Annotated in this window: 24 protein-coding genes; 12 read left to right on the top strand and 12 right to left on the bottom strand. The window is 72.8% G+C overall.

Annotated elements, in window-relative coordinates; translation table 11 throughout:
• Positions 1–67 precede the first annotated feature (67 nt).
• The 8 genes from OOZ19_RS21740 to ssd all read right to left on the bottom strand — a co-directional run bounded on the left by OOZ19_RS21740 (position 68) and on the right by ssd (position 6,209).
• Positions 68–712: a bifunctional DNA primase/polymerase gene (locus OOZ19_RS21740; RefSeq protein WP_266091989.1), complete on the bottom strand. Its 645-nt coding sequence runs from the start codon at positions 710–712 to the stop codon at positions 68–70.
• Positions 713–1,076: 364 nt separating this feature from the next.
• Positions 1,077–1,502: an Rv3654c family TadE-like protein gene (locus tag OOZ19_RS21735; protein ID WP_266091988.1), complete on the bottom strand. Its 426-nt coding sequence runs from the start codon at positions 1,500–1,502 to the stop codon at positions 1,077–1,079.
• The gene (locus tag OOZ19_RS21730; RefSeq protein ID WP_266091987.1) at positions 1,499–1,858 is read right to left on the bottom strand and encodes a TadE family type IV pilus minor pilin; all 360 of its coding nucleotides are present in this window, start codon (positions 1,856–1,858) and stop codon (positions 1,499–1,501) included. Before OOZ19_RS21730 ends, OOZ19_RS21735 begins: the two co-directional genes overlap by 4 nt.
• A 107-nt stretch (positions 1,859–1,965) precedes the next feature.
• Positions 1,966–2,169 carry a DUF4244 domain-containing protein gene (locus tag OOZ19_RS21725; protein ID WP_266092012.1) on the bottom strand — a complete coding sequence of 68 codons (204 nt, stop codon included), beginning with the start codon at positions 2,167–2,169 and terminating at the stop codon, positions 1,966–1,968.
• 203 nt (positions 2,170–2,372) lie between these two features.
• Entirely contained in the window at positions 2,373–3,131 is a 759-nt protein-coding gene (locus tag OOZ19_RS21720; protein ID WP_266091986.1) for a type II secretion system F family protein, read from the bottom strand.
• A complete protein-coding gene (locus OOZ19_RS21715) occupies positions 3,128–3,943 on the bottom strand; it encodes a type II secretion system F family protein (RefSeq protein ID WP_266091985.1) in 816 nt (271 codons plus the stop codon). The genes OOZ19_RS21720 and OOZ19_RS21715 overlap by 4 nt, the downstream gene beginning before the upstream one ends.
• The gene (locus tag OOZ19_RS21710; RefSeq protein ID WP_266091984.1) at positions 3,937–5,106 is read right to left on the bottom strand and encodes a TadA family conjugal transfer-associated ATPase; all 1,170 of its coding nucleotides are present in this window, start codon (positions 5,104–5,106) and stop codon (positions 3,937–3,939) included. The genes OOZ19_RS21715 and OOZ19_RS21710 overlap by 7 nt, the downstream gene beginning before the upstream one ends.
• Positions 5,091–6,209 (bottom strand): septum site-determining protein Ssd, encoded by a 1,119-nt coding sequence (gene ssd / locus OOZ19_RS21705; RefSeq protein WP_266091983.1) that lies wholly within the window; start codon positions 6,207–6,209, stop codon positions 5,091–5,093. The genes OOZ19_RS21710 and ssd overlap by 16 nt, the downstream gene beginning before the upstream one ends.
• Before the next feature lie 695 nt (positions 6,210–6,904).
• On the opposite strand from ssd, the gene OOZ19_RS21700 reads away from it, so the two are divergent.
• The 5 genes from OOZ19_RS21700 (at position 6,905) to OOZ19_RS21680 (ending at position 13,604) form a co-directional block, all read left to right on the top strand.
• Positions 6,905–7,744, top strand: a complete 840-nt coding sequence (locus tag OOZ19_RS21700) for an HAD-IB family hydrolase (protein WP_266091982.1) — start codon at positions 6,905–6,907, stop codon at positions 7,742–7,744.
• Between the two features lie 535 nt (positions 7,745–8,279).
• Positions 8,280–10,085, top strand: a complete 1,806-nt coding sequence (locus tag OOZ19_RS21695; RefSeq protein ID WP_266091981.1) for a glycoside hydrolase family 3 protein — start codon at positions 8,280–8,282, stop codon at positions 10,083–10,085.
• Between the two features lie 4 nt (positions 10,086–10,089).
• Positions 10,090–11,337: an exo-beta-N-acetylmuramidase NamZ family protein gene (locus OOZ19_RS21690; protein ID WP_266091980.1), complete on the top strand. Its 1,248-nt coding sequence runs from the start codon at positions 10,090–10,092 to the stop codon at positions 11,335–11,337.
• A 21-nt stretch (positions 11,338–11,358) separates the two neighbouring features.
• A complete protein-coding gene (locus tag OOZ19_RS21685; protein ID WP_266091979.1) occupies positions 11,359–13,107 on the top strand; it encodes a serine hydrolase domain-containing protein in 1,749 nt (582 codons plus the stop codon).
• Positions 13,108–13,214: 107 nt separating this feature from the next.
• Positions 13,215–13,604 carry a PPOX class F420-dependent oxidoreductase gene (locus OOZ19_RS21680; protein WP_266091978.1) on the top strand — a complete coding sequence of 130 codons (390 nt, stop codon included), beginning with the start codon at positions 13,215–13,217 and terminating at the stop codon, positions 13,602–13,604.
• Positions 13,605–13,607: 3 nt separating this feature from the next.
• Here the strand turns inward: OOZ19_RS21680 and OOZ19_RS21675 are convergent, their stop codons facing one another.
• Together OOZ19_RS21675 and OOZ19_RS21670 are read right to left on the bottom strand one after the other, a co-directional pair.
• Positions 13,608–15,422 (bottom strand): hypothetical protein, encoded by a 1,815-nt coding sequence (locus tag OOZ19_RS21675; protein WP_266091977.1) that lies wholly within the window; start codon positions 15,420–15,422, stop codon positions 13,608–13,610.
• Positions 15,419–17,068, bottom strand: a complete 1,650-nt coding sequence (locus OOZ19_RS21670) for a hypothetical protein (RefSeq protein WP_266091976.1) — start codon at positions 17,066–17,068, stop codon at positions 15,419–15,421. Before OOZ19_RS21670 ends, OOZ19_RS21675 begins: the two co-directional genes overlap by 4 nt.
• 181 nt (positions 17,069–17,249) lie before the next feature.
• On the opposite strand from OOZ19_RS21670, the gene OOZ19_RS21665 reads away from it, so the two are divergent.
• Genes OOZ19_RS21665 through OOZ19_RS21640 form a run of 6 tightly spaced genes read left to right on the top strand, consistent with a single transcriptional unit; the run spans position 17,250 to position 20,958 of the window.
• The gene (locus OOZ19_RS21665; RefSeq protein ID WP_266091975.1) at positions 17,250–18,176 is read left to right on the top strand and encodes a MurR/RpiR family transcriptional regulator; all 927 of its coding nucleotides are present in this window, start codon (positions 17,250–17,252) and stop codon (positions 18,174–18,176) included.
• Positions 18,173–19,102 carry an N-acetylmuramic acid 6-phosphate etherase gene (gene murQ, locus OOZ19_RS21660; protein WP_266091974.1) on the top strand — a complete coding sequence of 310 codons (930 nt, stop codon included), beginning with the start codon at positions 18,173–18,175 and terminating at the stop codon, positions 19,100–19,102. Before OOZ19_RS21665 ends, murQ begins: the two co-directional genes overlap by 4 nt.
• 23 nt (positions 19,103–19,125) lie before the next feature.
• The gene (locus tag OOZ19_RS21655) at positions 19,126–19,254 is read left to right on the top strand and encodes a hypothetical protein (RefSeq protein ID WP_266091973.1); all 129 of its coding nucleotides are present in this window, start codon (positions 19,126–19,128) and stop codon (positions 19,252–19,254) included.
• Positions 19,255–19,257: 3 nt separating this feature from the next.
• Complete coding sequence (locus OOZ19_RS21650; protein ID WP_266091972.1) at positions 19,258–20,484, top strand: hypothetical protein; 1,227 nt, start codon at positions 19,258–19,260, stop codon at positions 20,482–20,484.
• Positions 20,485–20,500: 16 nt separating this feature from the next.
• Complete coding sequence (locus OOZ19_RS21645; RefSeq protein ID WP_266091971.1) at positions 20,501–20,635, top strand: hypothetical protein; 135 nt, start codon at positions 20,501–20,503, stop codon at positions 20,633–20,635.
• Complete coding sequence (locus tag OOZ19_RS21640) at positions 20,632–20,958, top strand: hypothetical protein (RefSeq protein ID WP_266091970.1); 327 nt, start codon at positions 20,632–20,634, stop codon at positions 20,956–20,958. Before OOZ19_RS21645 ends, OOZ19_RS21640 begins: the two co-directional genes overlap by 4 nt.
• 39 nt (positions 20,959–20,997) lie before the next feature.
• Here OOZ19_RS21640 and OOZ19_RS21635 read toward each other — a convergent pair whose 3' ends face one another.
• Together OOZ19_RS21635 and OOZ19_RS21630 are read right to left on the bottom strand one after the other, a co-directional pair.
• Positions 20,998–21,930, bottom strand: coding sequence for a nucleoside hydrolase (locus tag OOZ19_RS21635; protein ID WP_266091969.1), 933 nt, complete (start codon positions 21,928–21,930; stop codon positions 20,998–21,000).
• Between the two features lie 118 nt (positions 21,931–22,048).
• Positions 22,049–22,804, bottom strand: a complete 756-nt coding sequence (locus OOZ19_RS21630; RefSeq protein WP_184483604.1) for a Fic family protein — start codon at positions 22,802–22,804, stop codon at positions 22,049–22,051.
• Between the two features lie 270 nt (positions 22,805–23,074).
• On the opposite strand from OOZ19_RS21630, the gene acs reads away from it, so the two are divergent.
• Positions 23,075–25,054, top strand: a complete 1,980-nt coding sequence (gene acs, locus OOZ19_RS21625; protein ID WP_266091968.1) for an acetate--CoA ligase — start codon at positions 23,075–23,077, stop codon at positions 25,052–25,054.
• The last annotated feature ends 149 nt before the right edge of the window (positions 25,055–25,203 follow it).

The following is a 25,203-nucleotide window of genomic DNA, read 5'->3' as shown; positions in this document are numbered from 1 at the left end:
TCGGGGGTGCCCCTGGACGGGTCGGGCGTCCAGTGCCTTGCGACTCGGTTCGCGGTCGTCGCGGGAATTAACCCGCCACGACGAGTTCTGCCACGTCTGGGACGGCGTCCGCACCGATGCGCAGGGCGTCACCGATGATCTCGGGCGACGGCAGCCGCCACCCGCAGACCTCCGGCTTGACCCGCCAGTGCACGACACCGTGGTGGAAAGTGCTCGGGGGAACCGGCAGCCAGCTGCCGGTGCTGTGCCTGCGGACTGCTCCCGCCGCCACGAGCTCGGGGCACGCCGCGGTAGCGGATCCACCGGCGGCGAGGAAGTACCAGCGGGCGTCGGGGGTGGCCACGATCGGGACCGGAACGCCCAGCGAGCGCAGTGCCCGCGCGGCGCGCCTACCCAGCTCGGGGCCGGTTTCCAGCGCTTCGACCTGCTCACCGGTGGCGACGAGCAGGCTGTACGGCTCGTCGGACCACCAGTTCGCGACCTGGCGCACGTCGGCGCCGAGCCGCTCCTGCCAGTCCGCGTGGACGGGAACGGGGTGGGTCGATCCGCTCGGCCGCGCAGCCTCGGAACCGGACCAGACGGGAACACCCGCCTCGTATCCGGTCGGGTACGTGCCGGGCAGCACCGACCAGCCGCGGGATGCCAGCTCGATGGCCTGCACCCGCAACTCGATCCGGAAGGCGCTCGCCCATCCGGAGACACTGGCCTCCACAGCAACACCGGCCCCTCCGGAAGCGTTCGCTCCGGAAGCACTGGGCCGCCTGTCCGCTGACCAGTCCATTACCTCTCCTCACCTGACGTGGCGGATGCTTTCGCACCGGTGGGTCACTGCCCCGCGACTGCACCTGAGACCGACCACGATGTCGGGATCTCCTGCTCGCTTCCGCACCATCAATCAACGTCATCCCCCCCACCCCCGTACACCCCCCATGTCGACGACCGGTCGCTCAGCGGCGACGAGCGTGCGGGTGCCGAGAGGGGCGCTGATATGCCGGAGTGTCGGTTCCCGGCCGCTCGCTCGCGATCATCGGTCGCTGGACCGGGAAGCGTGACCGCTCAGCGCCGTCCCGCGACCGTCAGCGGCGTACCGGACCCGCCCTCGATCGCGCCGTGACCTGCGCTGATAGCGCCCCCAGCCCGACCGGCACGCGGGTTTCGACCACGATCCGGGCGTCCGGCCCGTCGAGCGCGCAGTCGAGCAGCCGCACCCGCATCGCGTCGGCGACCTCACCCGCCGCCGAGCACGCCGACGCCGGACCTCGCGGAGCACGCGCCGCCGCCCCGAGCGCCGCGAGATCCGCGGCTCCTTCGGCCCGATGCCGTGCCAGCATGGCTGATCCGAGCGCCAGACCGAAACCTGCGATCACGACCAGCCCGATGGTGAGCACCGCCGCGACCACGGTGGCGACCCCGCACTCCCGGCGCTCTCGCCGTTCGGTCCGCTCGTCCCGGCGGTGGACGGCGGGCGCGTGCCGAATCGCGCCCGCCGCACCGCTGCTCACGGCACCGCCTCCGGCCGCCCCGGTTCCACGCTCCCGGGCACCTCCACCCCCGGTTCGACGACCGCCGAGGCGCGGCTGCGGCGCCAGCTCTCCGGAAGCAGTCCTGTGCCGGGCGGCGCCGTGACCTCCGCCGTGGCCAGCTCGGTCCCGATGGAGATCGTCAGCGTCGTGCCCGCCGGGGCGAGTCGCGCCACCGCGGCGCGAGCTCCGGCCCGGTCGCCCCGCGCAGCCAGCCGGGCGGCTTCGACGGAGGCGTCGATGCAGCGCAACTGGCCCAGCAACGCGCTCATCGCGGACACCGCGAGCAGGAACACCGCGACCACCGCACCGATGCCCAGCGCCGCTTCGACGGTCACCGCACCACCGTCCCGAGCGACCGCCGCTGATCCGCGGACCGTTCCGGCGGGGTGATCAGGGACGGCCGTCGGACCGCGCGAGCTTCGGGGTGAGGTCGGCGGGGCGCTCACTCGACACCGCTCTGCAGTGCGCGCTCGACGAGCGAGGTGAGCGCCGCGGTCACGGAATCCCCGGTCACCACGGTGTAGAGCAATCCGGCGAACGCGGCTGCGGCGACGGTCCCGATCGCGTATTCGGCCGTGCTCATCCCACCGTCGCCACGCAGCAGCGCCCGCCAGCGCCGTCGGGCGAGCTCGTTGCCGAACGCCACCCAGGACAGCGGCCCGCCGCCGCACGCGCGGATCGTCCCCACCGTCGACTCGGCCGATCGAATGGCCATGGTCATCTCCTTTCGTCCACCGGCCGGTGCGGCCGGTCCTCTGTCGCCGAATTCGGCCTCGCTGTTGTTTCCGGACGCGAGCGCCCGGATCCAGACCTTCGCCAAGTCCACAGTGGACTGTTTGCGGACGCCCGTCACCAGGACATCGGCAGCCGCTGCACCATGCCCACCACCACCGGAAGCACGCCCAAGCACAGGAACGCGGGCAGGAAGCACAGCCCCAGCGGAGCGGCGACCCACACCGCCGCCCGCTGCGCCCGCGCTTGCGCGCGGTCGGCCAACGCCGTCCTGGCTTCGGCCGCGAGTTCGGTCGCGACCTCGGCCAGCGCGCTGCCGGTGCGGGCAGTCCGCCGAGCCGCCCGCCCCAGTTCCGCGGTGCCGGGATGGCGCAACGCGGGTTCCCACGCGGCGGCCGGGTCGGCCCCGAGTTCGAGCAGCCCCGCCACTTCCCGCAAGGCCGCGCTCGCGGTACCGGTGAACTCCGCCGCCACCGCGCGCACCAGCACCACCGGCGGCAGGCCCGCTCGCATGCCGGCGGCGAGCAGATCCCAGCCGGCCGCCAGCACCAGCGGATCCACCGGGTCCGGACGGACCTGGCGCGCGGCGCGGCGCAGCCACCAGAGCACTCCGGCCGCGACCGCGAAGCCCACCGCCGGCCCGCCGACCAGCGCGCCGAGCACGCCCGCGGCAGCTGCCGCGGGAACCACCGCCCGCCGCTTGTCGAGCCACCTGCCCGGGAACCGTCCTGGGCCGTCGGGGCTCGGCGGCAATCGGGCCCGAGGTCGACGACGCGGAACCGCGAGCAGCGCGGCCCCGAACAACACCATCGCCCACGGCAGCAACGGCCCGCCGAGCGGGAACGCCGCGAACGGCAGCCCCGGGTGCGCGCTCATGGCCGCACCACCGACTCGGTCAGCCGCACGGTCCACACCACACCGGCGCACAGCAACGAGACCCCGGCGACCAGCAACGCCTGCCCGAGCAGCCCGTTCGCCAGAACTGCCAGCGGATCCGCCCCGGACGCCTGCCCGAGCGCCAGCCCGAGCAGCGGCAACCCGGCCAGCACCGCGGCCGTCGAGCGCGGGCCGGCCAGCTTCGCCTCGACGTCGTGGGCAAAGGCCACCCGGTGCTCGAGGTCGCGGCGCACCGAGTCGAGCAGTTCCGCCAGCGCGACGCCGTGGCGATCGGCCAAGGCCCAGGCCCGGCCCGCTCGTGCCAGCGGATCCCCGCCCCGCTCGACCGGACCGGATCCGGCGGCCGAGATGAGCACCGCCGCCGCGTCGCCACCGAGCCGGGCGGTCGCGGCGAGGTCCCGGAACACCCCGCTCACCGCGGGATCCGCTTCCGCCGCGGCGCCTTCCGCGGCGGAGGCCGGATGCGACCCGGCGCGCAGTTCCGCGACGAGGAGCCGGAGTCCGGCGGCGAGCGCAGCCGCGCGGGCCAGGCGGCGCCGATCGGCGCCACGCCCCCGCCACCACCACAGCCCCACCGCAGCAGCGACTCCGGACGCCAACGCGCCCCCGACCCCGGCGAGCAGCGCGGCGACCACGACTCCGCACGGCACGGCGATCGGTACCGCTCGGACGCGCGGCGAACCGGACCCGAACCCCGTCACGTTCGAGGGCCGCACCGCGGCGAGGCGGGTTCGGGCGCGCGGGTCCGGCCAGCTCAGCAAGGCCGCCGCGGGCAACAGCAAGCTCAGCACGGCACCGCACCTCCCCTGGACCGCAGCAGTGCCAGCAGGTCCGGCCGCCCATCGCCCCAACCCGCGTCCCGGTCCCAAGCGGGCACCACCCGCACCAGCTCGTGCTCGCGGCGCAGGACGCCGACCGCCGCGAGGTACCTGCCCCGGCCGGTGGAACGCCGGACGTGCAGCACGACCTGCACGGCCGCCGCCAGCTGGCTGTGCAGCGCCTGCCGGGACAGCCCGCCCAACGCGGCCAGTGCTTCCAGCCGCGCCGGGACCTCGGCGGGCGAGTTCGCGTGCACGGTGCCGCCGCCCCCGTCGTGGCCGGTGTTCAAGGCCGCGAGCAGCTCGCACACCTCGGCGCCGCGCACCTCGCCGACGATCAACCGGTCCGGCCGCATCCGCAGGGCTTGGCGGACCAGATCGCGCACCCGGATCTCACCCGCGCCCTCGACGTTCGGCGGCCTGGTGAGCAGCCGGACGACGTGCGGGTGTTCGGGCCGCAGCTCCCCGGCCTCCTCGACGCAGACGATCCGTTCGTCCCGGGGGACCTCGCCCAGCAGCGCGGCGAGCAAGGTCGTCTTGCCCGCGCCGGTGCCACCGGTGACCAGGAACGCCAACCGGTGGCGCACGATCTCCCGCAGCACCTCGGCGAGCTCCTCGTCGAACGCCCCGAGCCGTCGCAGCGCGGCGACGTCGTGCGAGGCCGGGCGCAGCACGCGCAGCGACAGGCAGGTGCCGCCCGCGGCGATCGGCGGCAGCACCGCGTGCAGGCGCACGGCCTCACCCGCCTCCGCGCCGGGCAGCCACGCGTCGACCCACGGTTGTGCCTCGTCCAACCGCCGGCCGGTGGCCACCGCGAGTCGCTGGGCGAGCCTGCGCACCCCGTCGTCGTCGGGGAACACGACCGAGCAGCGGCGCAGGCCGTCACCTCGATCGACCCACACCTGGTCGGGCGCGGTCACCAGCACGTCGGTGACCCGCGGATCCCGCAGCAGCGGTTCGAGGACCCCGGCACCGAGGAATTCCTGTTGCAGCGCGCGAAGAGCGGTGAGCAGGTCGGTGTCGGCGACCAGCCCGCCGGACTCCTCGCGCACCGCGGCGGCGACCGCGGACGGGCTCACCGGCGCACCGCTGCCCGCGAGGCGGCGCCGCACCCGCTCGATCAGCTCGGTGTGCACGACGCCACCGCCCGTCCGGACGCGAGCTCGTCGAGCGCGCGGAGGATGTCACCCGCGGTGCGCACGATCGGACCGCGACTGCCGGACCTCGTCGCGCACAACCCGCCCCGGTCGACGGCGGAGGCCAGGCTCGGCTGCGCGCGCAGCACCGACAGCACGTCGACCCCCACGGCCCGCTCGATGTCCTCGACCAGGAGGCCGCCGGGCGCCGGGCCGCGCACCACGGCGCACACCGGCCCAGCGGAGTGTTCGCGCACCAGCTCGGCGGTGCTCGCGGCGGCGGCGCACGCGCGGACCTCCGCCGGTACCACCATGATCGTGAGATCCGCCCGGCGCAGCACCGCCGACGCCGGTTCGGACGGGGCTCGCGGCAAATCGCACACCACGGTCTCCCCCGCTCGGCGGCCCGCGTCCAGCACGGCGCGGACCGAGGTCGCGGTCAACCCGTCCGACGGGCCGTCGCGATCGCAGGACAGCACGGTGAGCCGACCCGCCCCCAGGCGCCGGCCGGGAAGCGCCTCGTGCAGCGCACCGGACGGGACCCGGCCGCCGCTGATGGTCAGCCCGGACCAGCGCAGGCCGCAGGTGCGTTCGACGCCCACCGTCAGGTCCAGCCCACCGCCCGCCGGATCGCAGTCCAGCAACAGCGACCGGGCACCACCGCGGGCGGCGGCCACCGCGGTCGCGGCGGCGAGCGTGGAGGCACCGGCGCCACCGGTCCCGCCGAGCACGGCCAGCACCCGCCCGGCAGCCGATGCCCGGACGCCGTCGACGATGTCGGTGAACATGTCGACGAGGCGGAATTCCTGGCCAGGCAGGTCGAGCAGCGCGTCGGCGCCCACTTCGAACGCCGGTCGCCACAGCGATTCCACCTGTCCTCTGGTCAGCAGCACGACACCCGTTCTTCGCGGAAATCCCGCTGCCAACGCCTCCGCGGCGGCGGGGCCGTCGAGCAGGATGAGCGCGGCGTCCCGCCAGTGGCCGCCCGCCCCGTTGGCGCCGTCCCGTCTGCGCAGCTCACAGCCCGCCACGGCGGCGAGCCGGGTGACGTCCTCGGCGAGCGCGTCGTCCTGGGTGATGATCAAGGGCGTGGTCGTGGACATGCGCGGACCCCGTTCGAATCACGATGATCGCGGGGCCGGAAGTGTGAATCCGGTGAATTCCCGCTCGCCTTCAACGGTGACCCAGCCGGAACGCGTCGTCGATCCCCAATTCGCAAATCTGTGGATGAATCGAAGGCCTGTGGATAACCCGTCCCTCGGTTCGGTGAAGCCGAAGGTTGAGAGTTGTCGAAAACGAACCTCTGGTCAGCGAAAATCGCACATGCACACCTGCCGGACAATGTCACGCGCAGCACGCCGACACCGGTGACGAACGAAATGAGAAGCGCCCGCGGCACACTTCGGGCAAAGGCGCGAAGCGGTTCGGGCGAAGCGCCGGAGGGGCCGGAGCGGAAGAGGCCGCCGAATGCGCCGAACCGGTCGGCGGGACGGGAGAATAAGGACGACCCCCGTCAGGGGGGAGGGACGGGGGTCGTCGAGAGTTCAGCTCCGGGGGGTCGAGCTGAACTCATCCGGGGCTCCCGGACCCTCTAACTGTAGCGCCCCAGGACCCCCACACGCGCCCCGTCCATTAGGAGGAACGTCGGACTCCGGTCGCACCCCTGGAAACTCCGCGTGCAGGGCATCGGGCCAACGCGCACGCCTGGCTCACCCTGACCGGGAACCCTGCTCGACACCCAGCGTGACTGATGCATTCGGCGGAACGTGCAGCCGTCCGGACACCCCCGGGGTTTCGTATGCTGTGCGGCGTGACAGCGCCCGCGAACCCTCCGGCCGCCACCGAGCCTCGGGCGGCAGCGTTCTTCGACCTGGACAAAACGGTCATCGCGAAATCGAGCACGCTCGCATTCAGCAGGCCGTTCTTCCAAGAAGGTCTCATCAACCGCAGGGCGGTGCTCAAAAGCGCCTACGCGCAATTCGTCTTCATGCTGGCGGGTGCCGACGCCGACCAGATGGACCGGATGCGGGCGCACATCACCTCGCTGTGCGCCGGGTGGGACGTCGAGCAGGTCAACGCCATCGTCGAGGAAACCCTCCACGACATCGTCGATCCGCTGGTCTACAAGGAAGCCACCCAGCTGATCACCGAGCACAAAGAGCAGGGGCACGACATTGTGGTGCTCTCCGCTTCCGGGCAAGAAGTCGTAGCTCCGATCGCCACCTTGCTCGGCGCGAACCATTCCGCCGGCACCCGGATGGTGGTCGCCGACGGCAGGTACACGGGCGAAGTGGAGTTCTACTGCTCGGCGGAGAACAAAGCCGCGGCGGCCCGCGAACTCGCCGAGCGGCACGGCTACGACCTCACCGCCAGCCACGCCTATTCGGACTCGGTGACCGACCTGCCGCTGCTGGAGGCCGTCGGCCACCCCACCGCCGTCAACCCGGACCGCGGCCTGCGCAAGGAGGCCGCGCAGCGCGGCTGGCCGTCCCTCGCGTTCGAGCAGCCGATCTCGCTGCGCGCCCGCTTCCCCACCCCGTCCCGCGCGGCGGTCACCGCCGCCGGAGTCGGCGTCGGCGCCGTCGCCGCGGCCGGTGCTGCCTGGTGGGGCCTGCGTCGCTTCCGCCGGGCTCGCTGAGCAGCGGGAACACCACCCGAAACAACCACGGGCCAGGGATTGCCGCGGTCCGCGCCTAGGGCTACAAAGGAGGTGCGGACCCTGGCTCGGCCAGGGACGGTGCGGAGGAGAAGCACCGTCCACCCCGGACCGGGCTCCGTGCGTAGAGACGGAGCACCCACGCGCTGCCGCCACGTGAGGCCGGTCGTCGACGGGGTTGCGTACCGGGACGCCGGACGCCTAGCCCGGAAGTTACGACATTCGTGCACGCTTGGTAACCCGTCCACCACGCGAAAGGCGGCGCTCGCCAAGGCGGGCGCCGCCGTTCTTGCGCCAGGCCGCCGGGCCCCGTTCCCCGGCGCGGGGAACGTCACCCCGATGAGCTGATCAGGGATTTTCCCCGCCACCGCCGCCGGATGGCGTTGACCGGGCACGGGCATGTGGGTAGCTTCCGGATTCCACCCGCGTTGTGGTGGACGACTTTCCGCCCTCGCCCGCCGACCCCGAACCGGCGCCCCGCCACGGGACTGTGGGCAACAGCCCCAGGAGGTCCCCCGTGGGCTCGAAACAGTCCCGCCGGATCACGGCGGTCCTCGGCAGCGCGGTCGCGGTGCTCGCCGTCGGCGGCGGCCTGTCCGCCGCCGGCGCCCAGGAACCGGCCGCGCCCACCGTGCACAGCGAGGTGGACCCCTCGGTCAAGGCCAAGGTGCAGGCCATGACGCTGGAGCAGAAGGTCGGCCAGCTGTTCACCACCTACGCCTACGGGCGCTCCGCCGACGCAGCGCACCCCGAGAACAAGGTCGAGTTCGGCGTGGACACCCCGGCGCAGGTGGTGCAGCGCTACCACCTGGGCGGACTGATCCACTTCAACTGGACCGACAGCCTCCACGACCCGGAGCAGATCGCGGAGCACTCCAACGGCGTGCAGCGCGCCGCGGTGTCCTCCGGGGCCGAGGTGCCGCTGCTGATCTCCACCGATCAGGAGCAGGGCCAGGTGACCCGGATCGGGGAGCCCGCGACGCAGCTGCCCGGCAACATGGCGCTGGGCGCGGGCCGCAGCCCGCAGGACGCCGCGGCGTCCGCCCGGATCACCGGTGAGGAACTGCGCGCGATGGGGCTCAACCAGGACTTCGCGCCGAGCGGGGACGTGAACGTGAACCCGGCGAACCCGGTGATCGGGGTGCGCTCCTTCTCCTCCGACCCGGCGCTGGCCGCGCAGCTGTCGGCCGCCGCGGTGCGCGGCTACCAGGATCCGGGCGTGGCGGGGGTCTCGGCGGCGATCAAGCACTTCCCCGGCCACGGCGACACGAACCAGGACAGCCACACCTCGTTGCCGGTCATCGAGCACACCCGCGAGCAGTGGGAGCAGCTCGACGCGCCCCCGTTCCGGGAGGCGATCGCCGCGGGCACCGACGTCGTGATGAGCGGGCACATCGTGGTGCCGAAGCTGGACGATTCGGGTGAGCCCTCGACGCTGTCGCCCGCGGTGCTCACCGGCATGCTGCGGGACGAGCTGGGCTTCCGGGGCGTGATCTCCACCGATTCGCTGCAGATGGACGGGGTGCGCCAACAGCACTCGGACGCGGAGATCCCGGTGCTGGCGCTGCAGGCGGGCGCGGATCAGCTGCTGATGCCGCAGAACCTGCCGGTGGCGATCGACGGCGTGCTGGGCGCGGTGCGCTCAGGGGCGTTGACCGAGGACCGCATCGACGCCAGCGTCGAACGGATCTTGGAGATGAAGCGGGTGCGCGGCGTGCTCGACGCACCGTTCGTCGACCCGGCGAAGGTGGGCGAGCTCGTCGGCAACGCCGAGCACCGGGAGCAGGCGCAGCGGATCACCGACCGCACGACGACGGTGCTGCGCAACGACGCGAACGAGCTGCCGCTGCGGGCCCCGGGCCGGGTGCTGGTCACCGGCGCCGGGGACGAGGCGGCGAAGTCGCTCGCGGACCGGATCGGGGCGCGCGGGCCTCGGACGACCGCGCTGCCCACCGGCATGGCGCCGACGTCCGCCCAGATCGCGCGGGCGGTCGACGCGGCCAAGGGCCACGACACGACCGTGGTGCTCACCAACGCGGCGTGGAACGAGGACAACGCGCCGCAACGCGCGCTGGTGCGCGAGTTGCAGGCCTCCGGCGCGCGGGTGATCGCGGTCCCGGTGCGGGACCCGTACGACGCCGCGTACGTGGAAGCGGTGCCCACCTGGGTGGCGACGTACTCGGACAAGCCGGTGGCGATGGAGTCGCTGGCGCGGGTGCTGCTCGGCGAGGTCGGCCCCACCGGGAAGCTGCCGGTTCCGGTGCCCGATCCGGACGCCCCCGGAACGGAGCGCTTCCCGTTCGGCCACGGATTGAGCTGGTGACCCGATGCCGCTGAACAGGCGGGGATTCCTGACGACGACCGCGCTCACCGCCCCGCTGCTGGGCGCGGGCAGCGCGTGCGCGGCGGCACCGGACGATCCGGCGACCGGGCAGGTGCGCACGGGCGCGGACGTGCTGGCCGCGGAGGGCTGGCAGCGGCTGACCGGGCTCAGGCTCGGAGTGGTCACCAACCCGACCGGGGTGCTGGCATCGCTGGAGCACGTGGTGGACGCGATGCACGGGACCGAGGGGGTGGACATCGCGGCGGTGTTCGGCCCCGAGCACGGTTTCCGGGGAACGTCGCAGGCCGGCGGTTCGGAGGGCGACGTCACCGACCCGCGCACCGGGATCCCGGTGTACGACGCGTACGGCGCGGACGTGGCGGCGCTGGCCGGCATGTTCCGCAAGGCCGGGGTGCAGCGGGTCGTGTTCGACATCGCCGACGTCGGCGCCCGCTTCTACACCTACATCTGGACGATGTACGAGGCGATGCGGGCCGCCGCCGAGGTCGGCGCGGAGTTCGTGGTGCTGGACCGGCCGAACCCGATCGGCGGGCACCAGGTGGCGGGGCCGGTCCTCGATCCGCGGTTCGCCTCCGGGGTGGGGCTGCTGCCGATCGCGCAGCAGCACGGTATGACGATCGGCGAGCTGGCGAAGATGTTCGACGCCGAGTTCCTCGACGCGCCGCTGGGCGACCGGTTGCAGGTGGTGCGCGTCGAGGGCTGGCGCGGTCGCGGCGCGGAGCCCGCGGTGCCGTGGGTGCCGCCGAGCCCGAACATGCCGACGCCGGACACCGCGATGGTGTATCCCGGAACCGGGTTGTTCGAGGGCACGCTGCTGTCCGAGGGTCGGGGCACGACGCGGCCCTTCGAGATCATCGGCGCGCCAGGCATCGACTGGCGGTGGGCCGAGGAGCTGAACGCGGCCGGGCTGGAAGGCGTGCGGTTCCGCGAGACCTACTTCGTGCCGACGTTCTCCAAGCACGCCGACGCGACCTGCGGCGGTGTGCAGCTGTACCGGCACGGCGAGCTGGACCCGGTGCGGGTGGCGATCACCATGCTGGTCTCGGTGAAGCGGCTGTACCCGCAGGTGTTCGGCTGGCGCCCGGACGGCATGTTCGACAAGTTGGCCGGTACCGACCGGGTTCGCACCATGATCGACGCGGGCGCGGGGGCGGACGAGATCGTCGGCTCGTGGGACGCCGAGCTGGCCGGGTTCCGCCGGTCGCGGGGACGTTATTCGCTGTACCGGTGACGTTCGAGGGGTGAGGTCGTGATGCGCAGAACGCTGTCGGCGCTGGTCTTGGCATCGGTCGCCGCGGCCACCGCGAGTCCCGCGTGCGCTTCGGCACCGGAGGGCGCGGGGGGCCGGTTCGACCGTCCGCAGGAGGGCTTCGCGGCCTCGGACACCGTGCTGCGGCCCGGTTCCGCGCAGGAGGCGGGGCTCGACGCGAAACCGATCGACGCGGCGATGCGGCGCATCGCGGCGTGGACGGAGGTGACTCCGGGGCGCCGGCACCCGATGTACGCGGGTGCGGTGGCGCTGCTGGCGCACGACGGCGTGGTGGTCCGCCAGGACGCGTTCGGCCGGGAGGTCCGCTACGCCGACGGCCGGGGCACCGAGCTGCCACCGCAGCAGCAGGAGCCGATGCGCCCGGACACGATCTTCGACGTCGCCTCGATCACGAAGCTGTTCACCTCGATCGCCGCGTTGCAGCAGGTCGAAGACGGTGCGGTGGAGCTGGACGCGCCGGTCGCCCGGTACCTGCCGGAGTTCGGCGCCCACGGCAAGGAAGCGATCACCGTGCGGCAGCTGCTCACGCACACCTCGGGGCTGCAGGCCGAGGTACAGCTGTGGAAGCTGCCGCCGCAGGAGCGGATTCCGCACGTCATGAACCTGACGCCGCAGCACCCACCGGGTTCGGGGTACGAGTACTCCGACCCGAACATGATCACGCTGGGTCTGCTGGTGGCGCGCGTGGCGGGTGAGCCGCTCGACGAGGTGGTGCGCCATCGGATCACCGAGCCGCTGGGCATGGTCGACACGGGCTACAACCCGCCCGCGGACAAGCGGGATCGGATCGCGGCCACGGAGTTCCAGGCGGACCCTCCGCGCGGCATGGTCCGCGGCCAGGTGCACGACGAGAACGCGTGGTCGCTGGGCGGTGTCGCCGGGGAGGCCGGGATCTTCTCCACCGCGCACGACCTGGCGATCCTGGGGCAGGCGCTGCTCAACGGCGGCACTTACGGCGAGGCCGAGCTGCTGGACGAGGACTCGGTGGATCAGATGCTCACCGACTTCAACGGCGGTTTCCCCGGCAACTCGCACGGCCTGGGCTTCGAGCTGGACCAGCGCTGGTACATGGCCGGGCTCAGTAGTCCCCGGACCGCGGGGCACACGGGCTACACCGGGACGTCGCTGGTGCTGGACCCGTTGTCGCGTTCGGTGGTGGTGCTGCTGACGAACCGGGTGCACCCGTCGCGCGAGTGGGGTTCGAACAACGAAGCCCGCCAGGCGCTCGCGCAGGGCATGGCGGAGTCGCTGGCGGTGCGCCCGGCGCGCGGTTCGCGGGAGTGGGCGGCTCCCGCATCGGCTCCGGCGACGTTGACGACGCGGGAGCTGGGTCCGGTCGCCGGGCCCGCGGAGGTGACCTTCGATTCGTTCGTGGACACCCAGCGGGACGGCGACGGCGCCGACCCGCTCACCGTCGAGTCCAGTGTGGACGGCGGCAGGTCGTGGCGTCCCGTGCCGGTGGCGGCGGAAGGCGAGGGCGCGCCGGACGGCCCGCAGCAGGAGCTGGCGGGGTCCGGGCACCGCGCGTGGTGGCAGGTCCGCGGCACGGTGGACGCACGGCCGGGGCAGCGGGTGCAGCTGCGCTGGCGCTACTCCCCGGACGACCAGTACGTCGGGCGCGGAGTGCTGCTGGACGGCATCTCCGTCGCCGACCAGCAGCGCACGCTGCTCGACGATGAGCGCGAACCGGGCGGACTCGTCCCGCGGGGATGGCGGCGGGTGGACCGCTGACGGCTCCCCCATTTCCCGAACGGGGGAACCGCGCCGCGATCCGGAATAGCGGTCGCGAGCGCGGTGTCGTTCCTGGTGTTCGCAGTCGAGCGTCGGGAGGCAGTGCCATGTCCGCGATTCCCCGGGAATTGGAAGAGATCCTCGGCAAGCGCGCTTTCGCGCACATCGCCACGCTCGGTCCGCGTGGCGAGCCGCAGTCCAGCCCGGTGTGGATCGACTGGGACGGCACGCACTTGAAGTTCAGCCAGACCACGACCAGGCAGAAGTTCCGGAACCTGCAACGGGATCCGCGCATCGCGCTGTCCGCGCACGACCCGGACAACCCGTACCTCTACGTCGAGATCCGCGGCCGAGTCGTCGGAGCGGAACCGGACCCGGAGAACGCGTTCATCAACAAGATGGCGAAGAAGTACACCGGCGAGGACGTCTACCAGTGGGGGCAGCCCGGAGATGAGCGCGTGGTCGTGCTCGTCGAGCCGGAGCACGTGCCGGGCTGACGGTCAGTTGGATTCCGGGCTGGGCAGGTGCGGGCCGAGGTAGCCGATGTGGACGGCGGCGGTGGGGCCGCGGGTGTCGTCGAAGTAGTGCAGCCGGGGAGCGACACCGCCGCTGCGGTCGATCTTGACGTGGGCGCCGAAGAAGGCGTGGCCGGAGGCGTCGACCTCCGGCGGCACCGGGAAGGTGCGGGCGTTGCGGAACCGCGGGGTGTTGACCACCATCTCCGTCTCGCCCGAGGCGACGGATGCCGCGCTGATCCCCCGCACGCCCCCGTGCACCCGCACGTAGTGCGCGAAGCCGCGCAGGTCGAGACGGCCGTGATCGGTGGCGGCGGCCCGGTCGTGGGCGTAGGAGTCCAGCAGGACCAGCACGTTCCAGGTGCGCCGCAACCACTGCGCGCTGCGGCGGTGACCGTTCAATTCGGACGGTTCAACCTGGGGGCCGATGCGCAGCGCGGGCAGGTCCCGGCGGACGGCGGTGAGCAGGTCGGCGAAGTCGGCTGGGTCGGGTGTTCCGGCCGGTGGGGCGTCGCCGGAATCCCCGCCCTCACCGGGACTCCCGCTCACGCCGGGGTCTTCGTCCACGCGGGCGGCGCGTTCCAACGCGGCGACCCGGTGGCGCAGCCGGAGCAGCTCGTCCTCGACGTCGTCCAGTTCCGCCGCGTACAGCTCCGCTTCCAGTTCGGCGTCGCGCGCCGCGCGCCACGCCGCCGGAACCGAACCGGACCGCAGCGCCTCGTCCGCCTCGTCGCGTTCCCGCCGCAATCGGACCGTCAGTTCCGCCAGCCGCCGCCGGGACCGCTGCTCCCGCTGCTCCCGCCCCCGCAGCCGGTGCGCGCGGGCACGCCGTTCGGCGAGCACTTCGGCGGCGGATTCCGCCTGGTCGCGGGCGGCGTCCTCCTGCTCGGCGGCGGCGCTGAGCCGGTTGCGCAGCACCCGCGCTCCGCCGTCGTCCGCGGCGGGCAGCCAGCGCAGCACCCCGCCGCGGGCGTCCTCGGTGACCCGCCGGTCGTGCATCGGATCGAACAGCAGCGCCTGCCACGCCTGGCCGGTCATGCGGATGGCGCCGCCCGCGCGCCACGTGCTCGCCCGCAGCACCGCGTCCACCAGCTTCCGCCAGTCGCCGGGCCGGTTGAACCGGTCCTGCGGGATCACCGGGTCTGCTTCGCGGTCCACCCACCACGGCGGCAGGTACAGACGAGCGGCGCGGGCGGGAATGCGGCGCTCGGGTGGCAGCAAGGCGTTCACGCGGTCGCGGACCGAGTCGTCGGCGGGCAGCAGCCCGCACAATCCGCGGGTGGCGTTGCGGAAGCGCACCAGCTCCGATGGCAGCGACCGGCCGAAGTCGTCGTTGTAGACGAGCACCGGCGAATCCCGCATGCCCTCGGCGAACGTGTGCACCAGGAAGTCCACGTCGTCCAAGCCCACCAACGGGTTCTGCTCGGTCAGCGAGTACGCCCCGCGCGAATCCCGCAGCCCTGATTCGAGCAGGCCCAGCTTCTGCACCGGGGTGACCTGGTCCCGGATCGACCAGGGCCGGGCGGCTTCCGCGTACACCCAGAACGCGTTCCCGCCGTCCGCGCCGCGGGACACCACGAGCGCCGCGCGCACCGCGGCGGAGCCCTGACCCCAGCTCACCCGCCAGCGTCGCGGCAGGTCACCACCGGCTTCGCTACCCGCGTCGATCAGCCGCAGCTCCCCTGATTCGTGCGACCGGACGAGCCACCGCTCGGCATCCCGCAGCGAGGTGTCGGCGTGCCCCGCCGCGCAGAACGCGGTGCGGCGCAGCGGTGCCGGACCGCCGGCGTCCTCGTTCATGGCGCACCGACCGCGAGTTCGGGACCGACGTGGCCGACGTGCACCACGCCGGTCGCCCCAGCGGTGTCGTCGAGGTAGTGCAGCACGAACCTCGGATCACCAGCGTGGTCCAGCCGCGCGAACTCGGGAAACGGCGCCCACCCGGACGGGTCGACCTCGATCGGCACCCGGAAGGTGACGGCGGCGAGGTGCTCGACCGGCCACGGGCGCGGATCCCCCACCGGCGAGATCCCCGCGGCGCGCAGCCGCTCGGCGAGCGAAGCGCCGGGGGCGGCGGCGTGCGCGGCGAGCAGGTCGAGCACCTGCCCGCACCGCCGCGCCGGCGCGTCGCCGAGGCGCTCGATCTCCGCACCGACTCCCGGACCGAAGCGCACCCCCGCCGGCTCCACCGGCCGGATCACCTCGGGCGCCGCGGCGCGGCCGAGCTCGCTGCGCAGCCGATCCTCCCGATCCCGCAACCGTTCCAGGTCCCGCTCGCGGTCGGCCAGCCGCCGCGCCCCGGCCCGCGCCGAGCGCACCGCCACGTCCTGCCTTCGGCGAGCGACGCCGAGGGAGGTGCCTGCGAGCCGTTCCCGCGCGGCGTCGCGTTCGGCGCGCAGCCGCAGCGCGGCGCCCGCCAGAGCGCGCCGGGACCGGTCCAGTCCGGCGAGCCTGGCGGTGGCCTGGTCGATCTCCGCGTTCAGCCCGCTCACCGCGTCCGCGCGCCGGGCCGCGACCTCCTTCGATTCCGCCTGCCGCGCGCCGGAGCCCTGGATGCGCTGGCGCAGGTCGGACTTGTCCGCTCCACCGGCGACCGCGAACCAGCGCTCCCCCGGCCCGGCGGGGGTGTCGGCGACGCGCTCGTCGTGCCAGGCGGTGGCGAACAGCATCGACCACAGTTCGGCGTCCGCCGTGCCGCTCTCCCTGCTCCGCGACACCCGCAGCGCGAGGTCGACCGCATCCGGCCACGACCCGGCACCCTCGGCGTCCACTTCGGACATTCGAGGGTCGTCGCACTCGGCGGACCAGGCGCTTGGGAGGAACAACCTGGCGCCCCGCCACGGGATCCGCAGCCGCTCGGGCAGTTCCGCGGCGAGCCGCCACGCCACGGCGTCGCCGATGAACACCATCGACGCGCAGCCCATCGTCGCCTTCCGGAACTCCGCCGACCGGCGCGGCACCACCAGCGGGCTCCCCGGCTCCCGGTCGACGTGGCGCACCAGCACCGCCGTCTCCCCGCGCCGATCCCGGGTGGCCGCGAGCAGTCCCGCCAGGTCCTCGGGGTCGTCGCGCAGCGTGGAACCGGTGACGGCGAGGCCGCTGCGCGGATCGGCCAGCGGGAACCGCGACAGACCGGCCCGGATCAGCGGCGACGGCACGCCGTGCCCCCACCCGGCGGGGCAGCGGGCGGCGAACCACAACCGCACCTGCTCGTCCCGCGCCAGCAGCACCAGCACGGCCGAGACCGGGTCGCCGTCGCGCAGCCACGTCATCCGGTGGCGCAGCGGGGTCGCCGGGTCCGCGGGGTCCAGCGCACCGCGGTCGTAGAGCCGCAGGGCTCCGGTCTCGTGCTGCTGGAGCAGGAATTCTGCGTGCTCGGCGACGGACGTCGAGACCGACCCGGTCGCGCAGAACAACTCGGAGCCGAGGTCCGCTGGCCCGCTCATGTCACCCCGCTTCGCACCGTCGGCGGCTCTGCGCAGGGTAGCGAATCCGCGGTGCAACCCGGCGGGCGCCGAACACCGTCCCCCCGATGACAGGCTCCCACGCGCCCAAACCGGCAAGATCCCGCACACCCCGGAGATACCCGCATTGACCTGCGCAGATCGACGTTAGTAAGTTTCCCACATGGCCATTGACGAAGCCTCCGCCGAAGCCGGTGCGACCAGCCCCCTGGTCCGCATCCGCTCCCTGCTCCCCGGTCTGGCCAAAGCCGAACAGCGGGTGGCCAACATCGTGCTGTCCGCGCCCGCCTCCATCGCGCGGCGCAGCATCACCGACGTGGCCGAGGCCGCGGGCACCAGCGAAACCACCGTGACCCGGTTCTGCAAGGCCATCGGAGTCGGCGGCTACCCGGACCTGCGCATCGCCCTCGCCGCCGACACCGCGCGCACCTCCAACCGGGACCGCGACCTGGGCGGCGACATCGAGCCGGACGACCGGCTGGACCAGATCATCGACAAGGTCGCGTACGCAGACGCGAAAGCGGTGGAGGAGACCGCCGGCCAGCTCGACGCGGACGCGCTGTCCGCGGTGGTCGACGCCGTCGCGCAAGCCCGCCGGATCGACGTCTACGGCGTCGGCGCCAGCGCCTTCGTCGCCCTCGACCTGCAGCAGAAGCTGCACCGCATCGGGCTGACCTGCTTCGCCTGGTCGGACACGCACGCGGCGTTGACCTCGGCGGCGCTGCTGCGCGACGGCGACGTGGCGCTCGGCATCTCGCACACCGGCGCCACCACCGAGACCATCGAGGCGCTGCGCGAAGCGGGCCACCGCGGCGCGGTCACGGCGGCGCTCACCAACTTCAGCCGCTCCCCCATCACCGAGATCGCCGACCACGTGCTCACCACGGCGGTGCGCGAGACGACCTACCGTTCCGGGGCGATGGCCAGCCGCATCGGCCAGCTCACCGTGATCGACTGCCTGTTCATCGGCGTGGCGCAACGCCGGATCGACGACACCAAGGCAGCGCTGGAAGTCACCTACGAGGCGGTCGGCGCGCACCGGCTCGGTGCCCGCCCCGATCGCCGCAGGCACAAGGAGGACGGTCGATGAGCCGCAACACACCGGCGGACGAGCCCGCCGTGAGAGTGAACGCGCCCACGGAGCGCACCAACGACCGGACCAGGGACATCGACCTGCTGCCGACGCTGGACATCCTGCAGGTGCTCAACGCCGAGGACCGCACCGTGCCGGAGGCGGTGGGCCGGGCGCTGCCCGAACTGGCGCGCGCGGTGGACCTGGCCGTCACCGCGCTGCGCGGCGGCGGGCGGGTGCACTACGTCGGCGCGGGCACCTCGGGGCGGCTCGCGGTGCTCGACGCGGCCGAGCTCATCCCCACCTACAACGTGCCCGCGGACTGGGTCGTCGCGCACCAGGCCGGTGGCAGCGGCGCGTTCCAGAAGCCGGTGGAGAATGCCGAGGACGACACCGAATCGGGTGCGTCGGCGATCCGCTCGGCGGTGACCAGCTCGGACTTCGTGCTCGGGCTGACCGCCTCCGGCCGCACGCCGTACGTGCTGGGCGCGTTGCGCGCGGCCCGCGAGATCGGAGCGGGCACGGCGTTGATGTCGGCCAACCCGGAGTCGGCCGCCGACGCCCCCGCCGACCTGACGATCGCGGTGGACACCGGCCCCGAGCCCATCGCGGGCTCCACCCGGATGAAGGCGGGCACCGCGCAGAAGCTGGTGCTCACGTCGTTCTCCACGGCCGTGATGGTCCGGATGGGGCGCACCTACTCCAACCTGATGGTCAGCCTCCTCGCGACGAACGCGAAGCTGCGCGGACGCACCGTGGGGATCCTGCGGGAGGCCACGAACGCCTCCGAGGACGAGTGCGCGCACGCGCTCGGCGCCGCGGGCGGCGATCTCAAGACCGCGCTGGTGCACCTGCTCACCGGCGCCGACGTGGAACGCGCCGCCGCCGCGCTCGCGGTCTCCGACGGCCAGGTCCGCGAAGCCCTGCGCTCCCTCACCGGCTGAACCAGTACACGGACCTCGCCGCGTTGCTGGCCGCGCTGTCCACGAAGTTGAAGGCGGTCGGCGAGGAGCACGTCACCGTGGACGGCCAAGTCCGCGACGAACTCAGCCGATTCCTGTCCGAGGGGGCCTTCATCGCACCCGAGGACCGGTGATCCGTGACCTACTACGCGGACGTCGAGTTCCTCAGCGAGGTCGTGCCCTCGATGGTCGAGCGCAACGCCGACGAATTCCGGCGCATGCACGACCTGCTCTCGTCGACCCGGCCGACGGTCGACCGGGTCCGCGACGAGACCGAATGGGAAGGCACCGGCCGGGAGCAGTACGACGCGCGGTTGCAGGAGGTCGCCCAGCTCGTGGACGAGCTCGCGGTCGGCTTCGACACCGCGTGCAAAGCCCTCGACGGGTACGCCCCGGAGCTGGCCGAGGCGCAACGGCTGGTCCAGGAAGGTCAGCTCAGCGAGCAGAAGCTCAGCGAGGAGATCGGCAAGGTCGCGACCGCGCTCACCCGGACGGCGCAGGAGGCCGAGCCGATGCGGCAGTGGGAGGACATCAGCAGCACCACCGGGGTGCTCGACTGGTTCGCCGAACTCGGCGTGGACGTCGACTCCATCCGGGACGCCGCGCAGCGGTACTACGACCAGGCAGGCGGCAAGTTCGGCGAAGCCGAGCAGATCGAGTCAGCGGCCCGCGGAACCTGCCTCGGCCAGCTGAACGCGGCGTACGAGGGGCTGCCCGACTTCCGGGCGCAGTCCGCGGACACCGCCGTGATCCTCGCGGGAATCGCCGAAGTGGGCTCCGAGGCGCAGCAGGCGGCGGGCGACGCCAACGTCGCGCTGCCCGGTGGCGGGCCGAAGACCGAACTGGAGACGTTCAACGGAACGGACGCGGTGTCCCCGACCTTGCAGCGCTTCCGGGACCTGGCCGGGACGCTTCCCGAAGGGAAGAACACGCCGTACTGGCTTAGCGAGAACTCCGACGAGTTCCGCGAGCAGTGGATCGGCGACAACAAGGCCGCCATCGAAGCCGCCGCGCGCGAATCGGGCCTGCCCGCCGAACTGGTCGCCGGTATCGCCTGGCAAGAAGTGGGCGGCAAGGGCCGCGTGTGGGACGACGCCACGGGAACCGCACGCGACCTGGCCGAGCCGGACTGGTCCCCGATCAGCCCCGAGAACCAGCCGAGCCGGTGGCGACGTCGACGAGACCTCCTACGGCCCGTTGTCCGTGCAGGTCCGGCGCAGCGCCGAAGTGCTCGGCTACGACCCCGAGTCGCTGACCGACGACAAGCGGGAAGAGGTCATCGCCGCTTCCGAGGACCCGACGACGAACATCCTGATCAGCGCCCAGCACGTCGCCGATCTCAAGGCGCAGTCCGGATCCGCTGATGTCCCTGCCGGTGAGATGACCGAGGAGCACTACGCCGAGATCGGCGCGCTGTACAACGATGGCGCTGAGGGCAAGGACAGCGCGGCGGCGCAGGACTACGGCAAGACGTTGGTCGAGAACCTGCCGCAGGCGAGGAAGGCGATGGAGTGAACGAGAACGACCCCCGCCGCACCGGCCGGGTGATCGGCACCTGGCTGAGCGCGGTGCTCTGCGTCGCGGTGGACGTCGTGGCGGTGTTCGCCGTGGTCTCGTCCTGGTCCATGGTGCCGCGCGCGGCGTGGGACGACGACGTGCTCACCGCGATCTCGGTGAGCGCCCTGCTGGCGATCGTGCTCGCCGTGTTCGGCGGCCTGCTGCGCGCGCTGCCGGTGGCGTTGCACTGGCTGCGCTGGTGGTGGTTCGTCGTCCCAGGCCTCGTGCTCGTCGCCGCCGTCGCCCGCTGGGTCTGGCTCGACCTGGCCTACCCGGAGTGAAGCGGAAGCCGACCCGTCGAGTCCGGCGCTCCGCGCATGTCAGGGCATCCTGGTCGCGACGTGGCTGAAGGCCTCCAGGAGGCGGTTCCAGAAGCGCTCCGCGTCGAGGACCGTCGCCACCTCGGCGTTGTGCCGTGCGGCCGGGGCGGCGAAGTCCGTGACGGTCATGCCCGAGGTGAACCGGCCGTGGATCTCCACGTCGACCCGCGCGGGCACCGTGGTGAACAGACCGGGGTCGAGCGCGTAGGCCACCGCGCAGGCGTCGTGCACCGCCGGGCCGTGCTCCCGGTACTGCGGGTGCCGCCCGTAGAAGTCCAGGATCGGTGAGATCAGCTCCGACTCCAACCGGCCCAGCACGGCGAACCGGCCGCGCACGTCGGCGGTGGCGCGGGCCTGGGCGGTCAGGTCGAGGCCGATCATCGTGGTGCGCCAGCCCGCGTCGAACACGACCGCGGCGGCTTCGGGGTCGGCGAGGACGTTGAACTCGGCGGCCGGGGTGCGGTTGCCGCGCGTGTACGACCCGCCCATGATCACGAACTCGCGGGCCCACTCGACGATCCGGGGTTCCTTGCGCACGGCCAGCGCGATGTTCGTCAGCGGCCCCACGGCGAGCAGGCTGATCTGCCCGGGCGCGGCGGCCAGCTCGTCGATGATGAAGTCGACCGCGTGCCGGTCGACCACCGGTGTCGCGGCGGCGGGCAGCACGACTCCGCCGAGCCCGTTTCCGCCGTGCACCTGGTCGGCGAGCACGCGCTCCCGCACCAGCGGGCGGTCGGCTCCCGCCGCGATCGGCACGTCCATGCCGTAGAACTCGGCCAGGCACCGCGCGTTGTTCGTGGTGTGCTCCAGCCCCACGTTGCCCGCGACGGTGGTGAGCCCGACGAGTTCGAGCTCCGGGCGGCCGTGCGCGAACGCGATCGCCAGCGCGTCGTCGATACCCGGATCGCAGTCGATCAGGACTTTCTTGGGCACGTCCGCTCCTCGGCATTTCCAGAACTGTTCGCGCGGCGCAGCCCCCGGCGGCTCCGCCGCGGACGAGACGACGACCGAGGAATCGTCCTGCGAGGACTCCTCGCGCCGACCGCGAAGGTCAGGCTTCGACGGCGTCGGCGATGGACTTCGCCTCGCGCGCGCCGGTCTCCAGCGCCGTGCAGCAGTGCACGATCCACCGCGCGACCCCGTCGGGTTCGCCGGTGGCGAAGGCCGCCGCCGCGGCCTCGTAGTCGGCCTGCCGCCGGAAGTAGGCGACCTCCGGGACGACCAGGCCCTTCGGGTCGAGTCCGCTGCCGATCACGCTGAGCCGCGCGGCGGCCCGCGCCACGATGCCGTCGACCTCGCCGAACGGGGCCAGCGCGAGCAGTTCGCCGTGCACCACCGCCGCCTGCACGGGCCCCGGCACGACGCCTTGAGATTTGCCGCCCGCGTCCGCGACCACCTGGGAGAGCAGGTCGAGCCGGCCGGACACCGCCTCGTCGGCCCGCGGCCTGCCCAGCCGCTCCGGGTCGCCGGGGAGGTCCGCGGCGGCCAGCACGTGCAGTCGCGCCAGCGCCTGCAGCGGCGCGCGCTGCCAGGTGGGCAGCAACGGCCCCAGCGCCTCCGCCACGCGCAACGCGCCCGCCAGCAGCGGGTCGCTGACCTCGCCGCTGTCCGGGATCTCGGTGGCGCCACCGGCGACGGCGGCCGAGGCGCGCGCGGCTCGCACCGAGGCCTCGGCGCTGGTCGCGGGCCAGCCGCGGCGGTTCGCCGGGTGCCGGTGGATCTCGTCGATCGCCGTCCGCGCGGCGGCGACCGCGTCGGTGACACCGGGCAGCTCCAGCAGCGGGAGCAACGACTCTTGGGCACTCACGAGGCTGGACGCTACCTGCCGGTCGGTACGGCGAGCGGACAACCCGTGCTCGGACGCCGCTCGCCCCCTCGTCACGGCGGGTCGCCCGATCGTTTGGCAACTCGATTGCAACGTTTTCGGCTTGAGACTGACTCCCTGGTGCGGGGCTCGGGGGGAACACCTCCTCCGCCGAATTGGTCCACACCGAATTTGCCGGCTCTGTCGGAGTGAGCCCCATCGCATTACGGTCTAGAAGACATCAGCCGTCCGCCAGCAGGGAGGTTCCCCGCAATGAGCCAGCCCGACGGGCCGAGCAAGACCCTGGACAACCTGCTCACCGAGAGCAGGACGTTCCCGCCGCCGGCGGAGTTCGCCGCAGCGGCCAACGCCACGTCGGAGATGTACGACAGGGCAGCGGCCGACCGGGAGGGGTTCTGGGCCGACCAAGCCGAACACCTGCACTGGGACACCAAGTGGGAGCAGGTCCTCGACTGGTCCGACGCGCCGTTCGCGAAGTGGTTCGTCGGCGGCAAGCTCAACGTCGCCTACAACTGCGTGGACCGCCACGTCGACGACGGCAACGGCGACCGCGTCGCGATCCACTGGGAAGGCGAGCCCGGCGACAGCCGCGAGATCACCTACGCCGAGCTGCAGCGCGAAGTCAGCCGCACCGCGAACGCGCTCGCCTCGCTCGGCGTCGGCGCGGGCGACCGCGTCGCCATCTACCTGCCGATGCTGCCCGAAGCCGTGTTCTCGATGCTCGCTTGCGCGCGCCTCGGCGCGCTGCACAGCGTCGTGTTCGGCGGCTTCTCCTCGGAAGCGCTGCGCGCCCGGATCAACGACGCCGAGGCGAAGGTCGTCATCACCTGCGACGGCCAGTACCGCCGCGGCAAGGCCGCGCCGCTGAAGGCCAACGTCGACGAGGCCGTGCAGCACACGCCGAGCGTCGAGCACGTGCTCGTGGTCAAGCGCACCGCCACCGACGTGCAGTGGAACGAGCGGGACAAGTGGTGGCACGACGTCGTCGAGCCGCAGTCCGACCAGCACACCCCGGAGGTGTTCGACTCCGAGCACCCGCTGTTCATCCTCTACACCTCCGGCACCACCGGGAGCCCGAAGGGCATCCTGCACACCTCCGGCGGCTACCTCACCCAGGCCGCCTACACGCACCGCAACGTCTTCGACCTGAAGCCGGAGTCGGACGTGTACTGGTGCACCGCCGACATCGGCTGGGTCACCGGGCACACCTACATCGTGTACGGGCCGCTGGCGAACGGATCGTCGCAGGTCATCTACGAGGGCACGCCGAACAGCCCGCACGAGGGCAGGCACTGGGAGATCGTGCAGAAGTACGGCGTGACGCTGTACTACACGGCGCCGACGACGATCCGCACGTTCATGAAGTGGGGCGCGGAGATCCCGGCGAAGTACGACCTGTCCTCGCTGCGCGTGCTCGGCTCGGTCGGCGAACCGATCAACCCCGAGGCCTGGATCTGGTACCGGGACAACATCGGCGGCGGCACGGCCCCGATCGTGGACACCTGGTGGCAGACCGAGACCGGCGCGATCATGATCTCGCCGCTGCCCGGTGTCACGGCGACCAAGCCCGGTTCGGCGCAGGTCGCGCTGCCCGGCATCTCCGCGAAGGTCGTCGACGAGACCGGCGAGGACGTCGGCCCCGGCGGAGGCGGTCTGCTGGTGCTGGACAAGCCGTGGCCGGCGATGCTGCGCGGCATCTGGGGCGACGACCAGCGCTTCAAGGACACCTACTGGTCGAAGTTCGCCGACCTCGGGTACTACTTCGCCGGTGACGGCGCGAAGTACGACGAGGACGGCGACGTGTGGCTGCTGGGCCGGGTGGACGACGTCATGAACGTCTCCGGGCACCGCATCTCCACCACCGAGGTCGAATCGGCGCTGGTGTCGCACCCGACGGTCGCGGAGGCCGCGGTCGTCGGCGCGAGCGACCCGACCACCGGGCAGGGCATCGTCGCGTTCGTCATCCTGCGCGGCAACGCCGCCGACGGCTCGGGCGGGGAAGCGGCGCTGAAGGCGCTGCGCGACCACGTCTCGCACGAGATCGGCCCGATCGCGAAGCCGCGGCAGATCATGGTCGTGCAGGAGCTGCCGAAGACGCGCTCCGGCAAGATCATGCGCAGGCTGCTGCGGGACGTGGCGGAGAACCGCGAGGTCGGCGACGTCTCGACGCTGGCGGACTCCTCGGTCATGGACCTCATCTCGAAGGGCCTGAACAAGTCCTCCGACGAGTGACATCGGCACCGCGGAGAAGGCCCGGCCCCACGGGGTCGGGCCTTCTCCGCGCGCGGACGCCCGCGGTGCGCCGCCTCCGCGAGGCATCGAGATGTTCGACACGGCGATGACCCGCACCGTGGCTGTTAGGGTCCCTCGCAGGGTGTGCC

This window comes from Saccharopolyspora sp. NFXS83 (genome assembly GCF_026241095.1).
GTDB lineage: Bacteria > Actinomycetota > Actinomycetes > Mycobacteriales > Pseudonocardiaceae > Saccharopolyspora_C.
Note: the sequence above shows the minus strand (reverse complement) of the source record. Positions and strands in the feature narration are given on the sequence as shown.

What these genes read in the sequence shown, in the direction of transcription:
- OOZ19_RS21720 (WP_266091986.1), bottom strand. Translation starts at nt 3,131, where the DNA reads ATGAGCGCGCACCCGGGGCTGCCGTTCGCGGCGTTCCCGCTCGGCGGG.
- OOZ19_RS21675 (WP_266091977.1), bottom strand. Translation starts at nt 15,422, where the DNA reads ATGAACGAGGACGCCGGCGGTCCGGCACCGCTGCGCCGCACCGCGTTC.
- OOZ19_RS21665 (WP_266091975.1), top strand. Translation starts at nt 17,250, where the DNA reads ATGGCCATTGACGAAGCCTCCGCCGAAGCCGGTGCGACCAGCCCCCTG.
- OOZ19_RS21645 (WP_266091971.1), top strand. Translation starts at nt 20,501, where the DNA reads ATGACCGAGGAGCACTACGCCGAGATCGGCGCGCTGTACAACGATGGC.
- murQ (WP_266091974.1), top strand. Translation starts at nt 18,173, where the DNA reads ATGAGCCGCAACACACCGGCGGACGAGCCCGCCGTGAGAGTGAACGCG.
- OOZ19_RS21700 (WP_266091982.1), top strand. Translation starts at nt 6,905, where the DNA reads ATGCTGTGCGGCGTGACAGCGCCCGCGAACCCTCCGGCCGCCACCGAG.
- OOZ19_RS21670 (WP_266091976.1), bottom strand. Translation starts at nt 17,068, where the DNA reads ATGAGCGGGCCAGCGGACCTCGGCTCCGAGTTGTTCTGCGCGACCGGG.
- OOZ19_RS21685 (WP_266091979.1), top strand. Translation starts at nt 11,359, where the DNA reads ATGCGCAGAACGCTGTCGGCGCTGGTCTTGGCATCGGTCGCCGCGGCC.
- acs (WP_266091968.1), top strand. Translation starts at nt 23,075, where the DNA reads ATGAGCCAGCCCGACGGGCCGAGCAAGACCCTGGACAACCTGCTCACC.
- OOZ19_RS21680 (WP_266091978.1), top strand. Translation starts at nt 13,215, where the DNA reads ATGTCCGCGATTCCCCGGGAATTGGAAGAGATCCTCGGCAAGCGCGCT.
- OOZ19_RS21690 (WP_266091980.1), top strand. Translation starts at nt 10,090, where the DNA reads ATGCCGCTGAACAGGCGGGGATTCCTGACGACGACCGCGCTCACCGCC.
- ssd (WP_266091983.1), bottom strand. Translation starts at nt 6,209, where the DNA reads ATGTCCACGACCACGCCCTTGATCATCACCCAGGACGACGCGCTCGCC.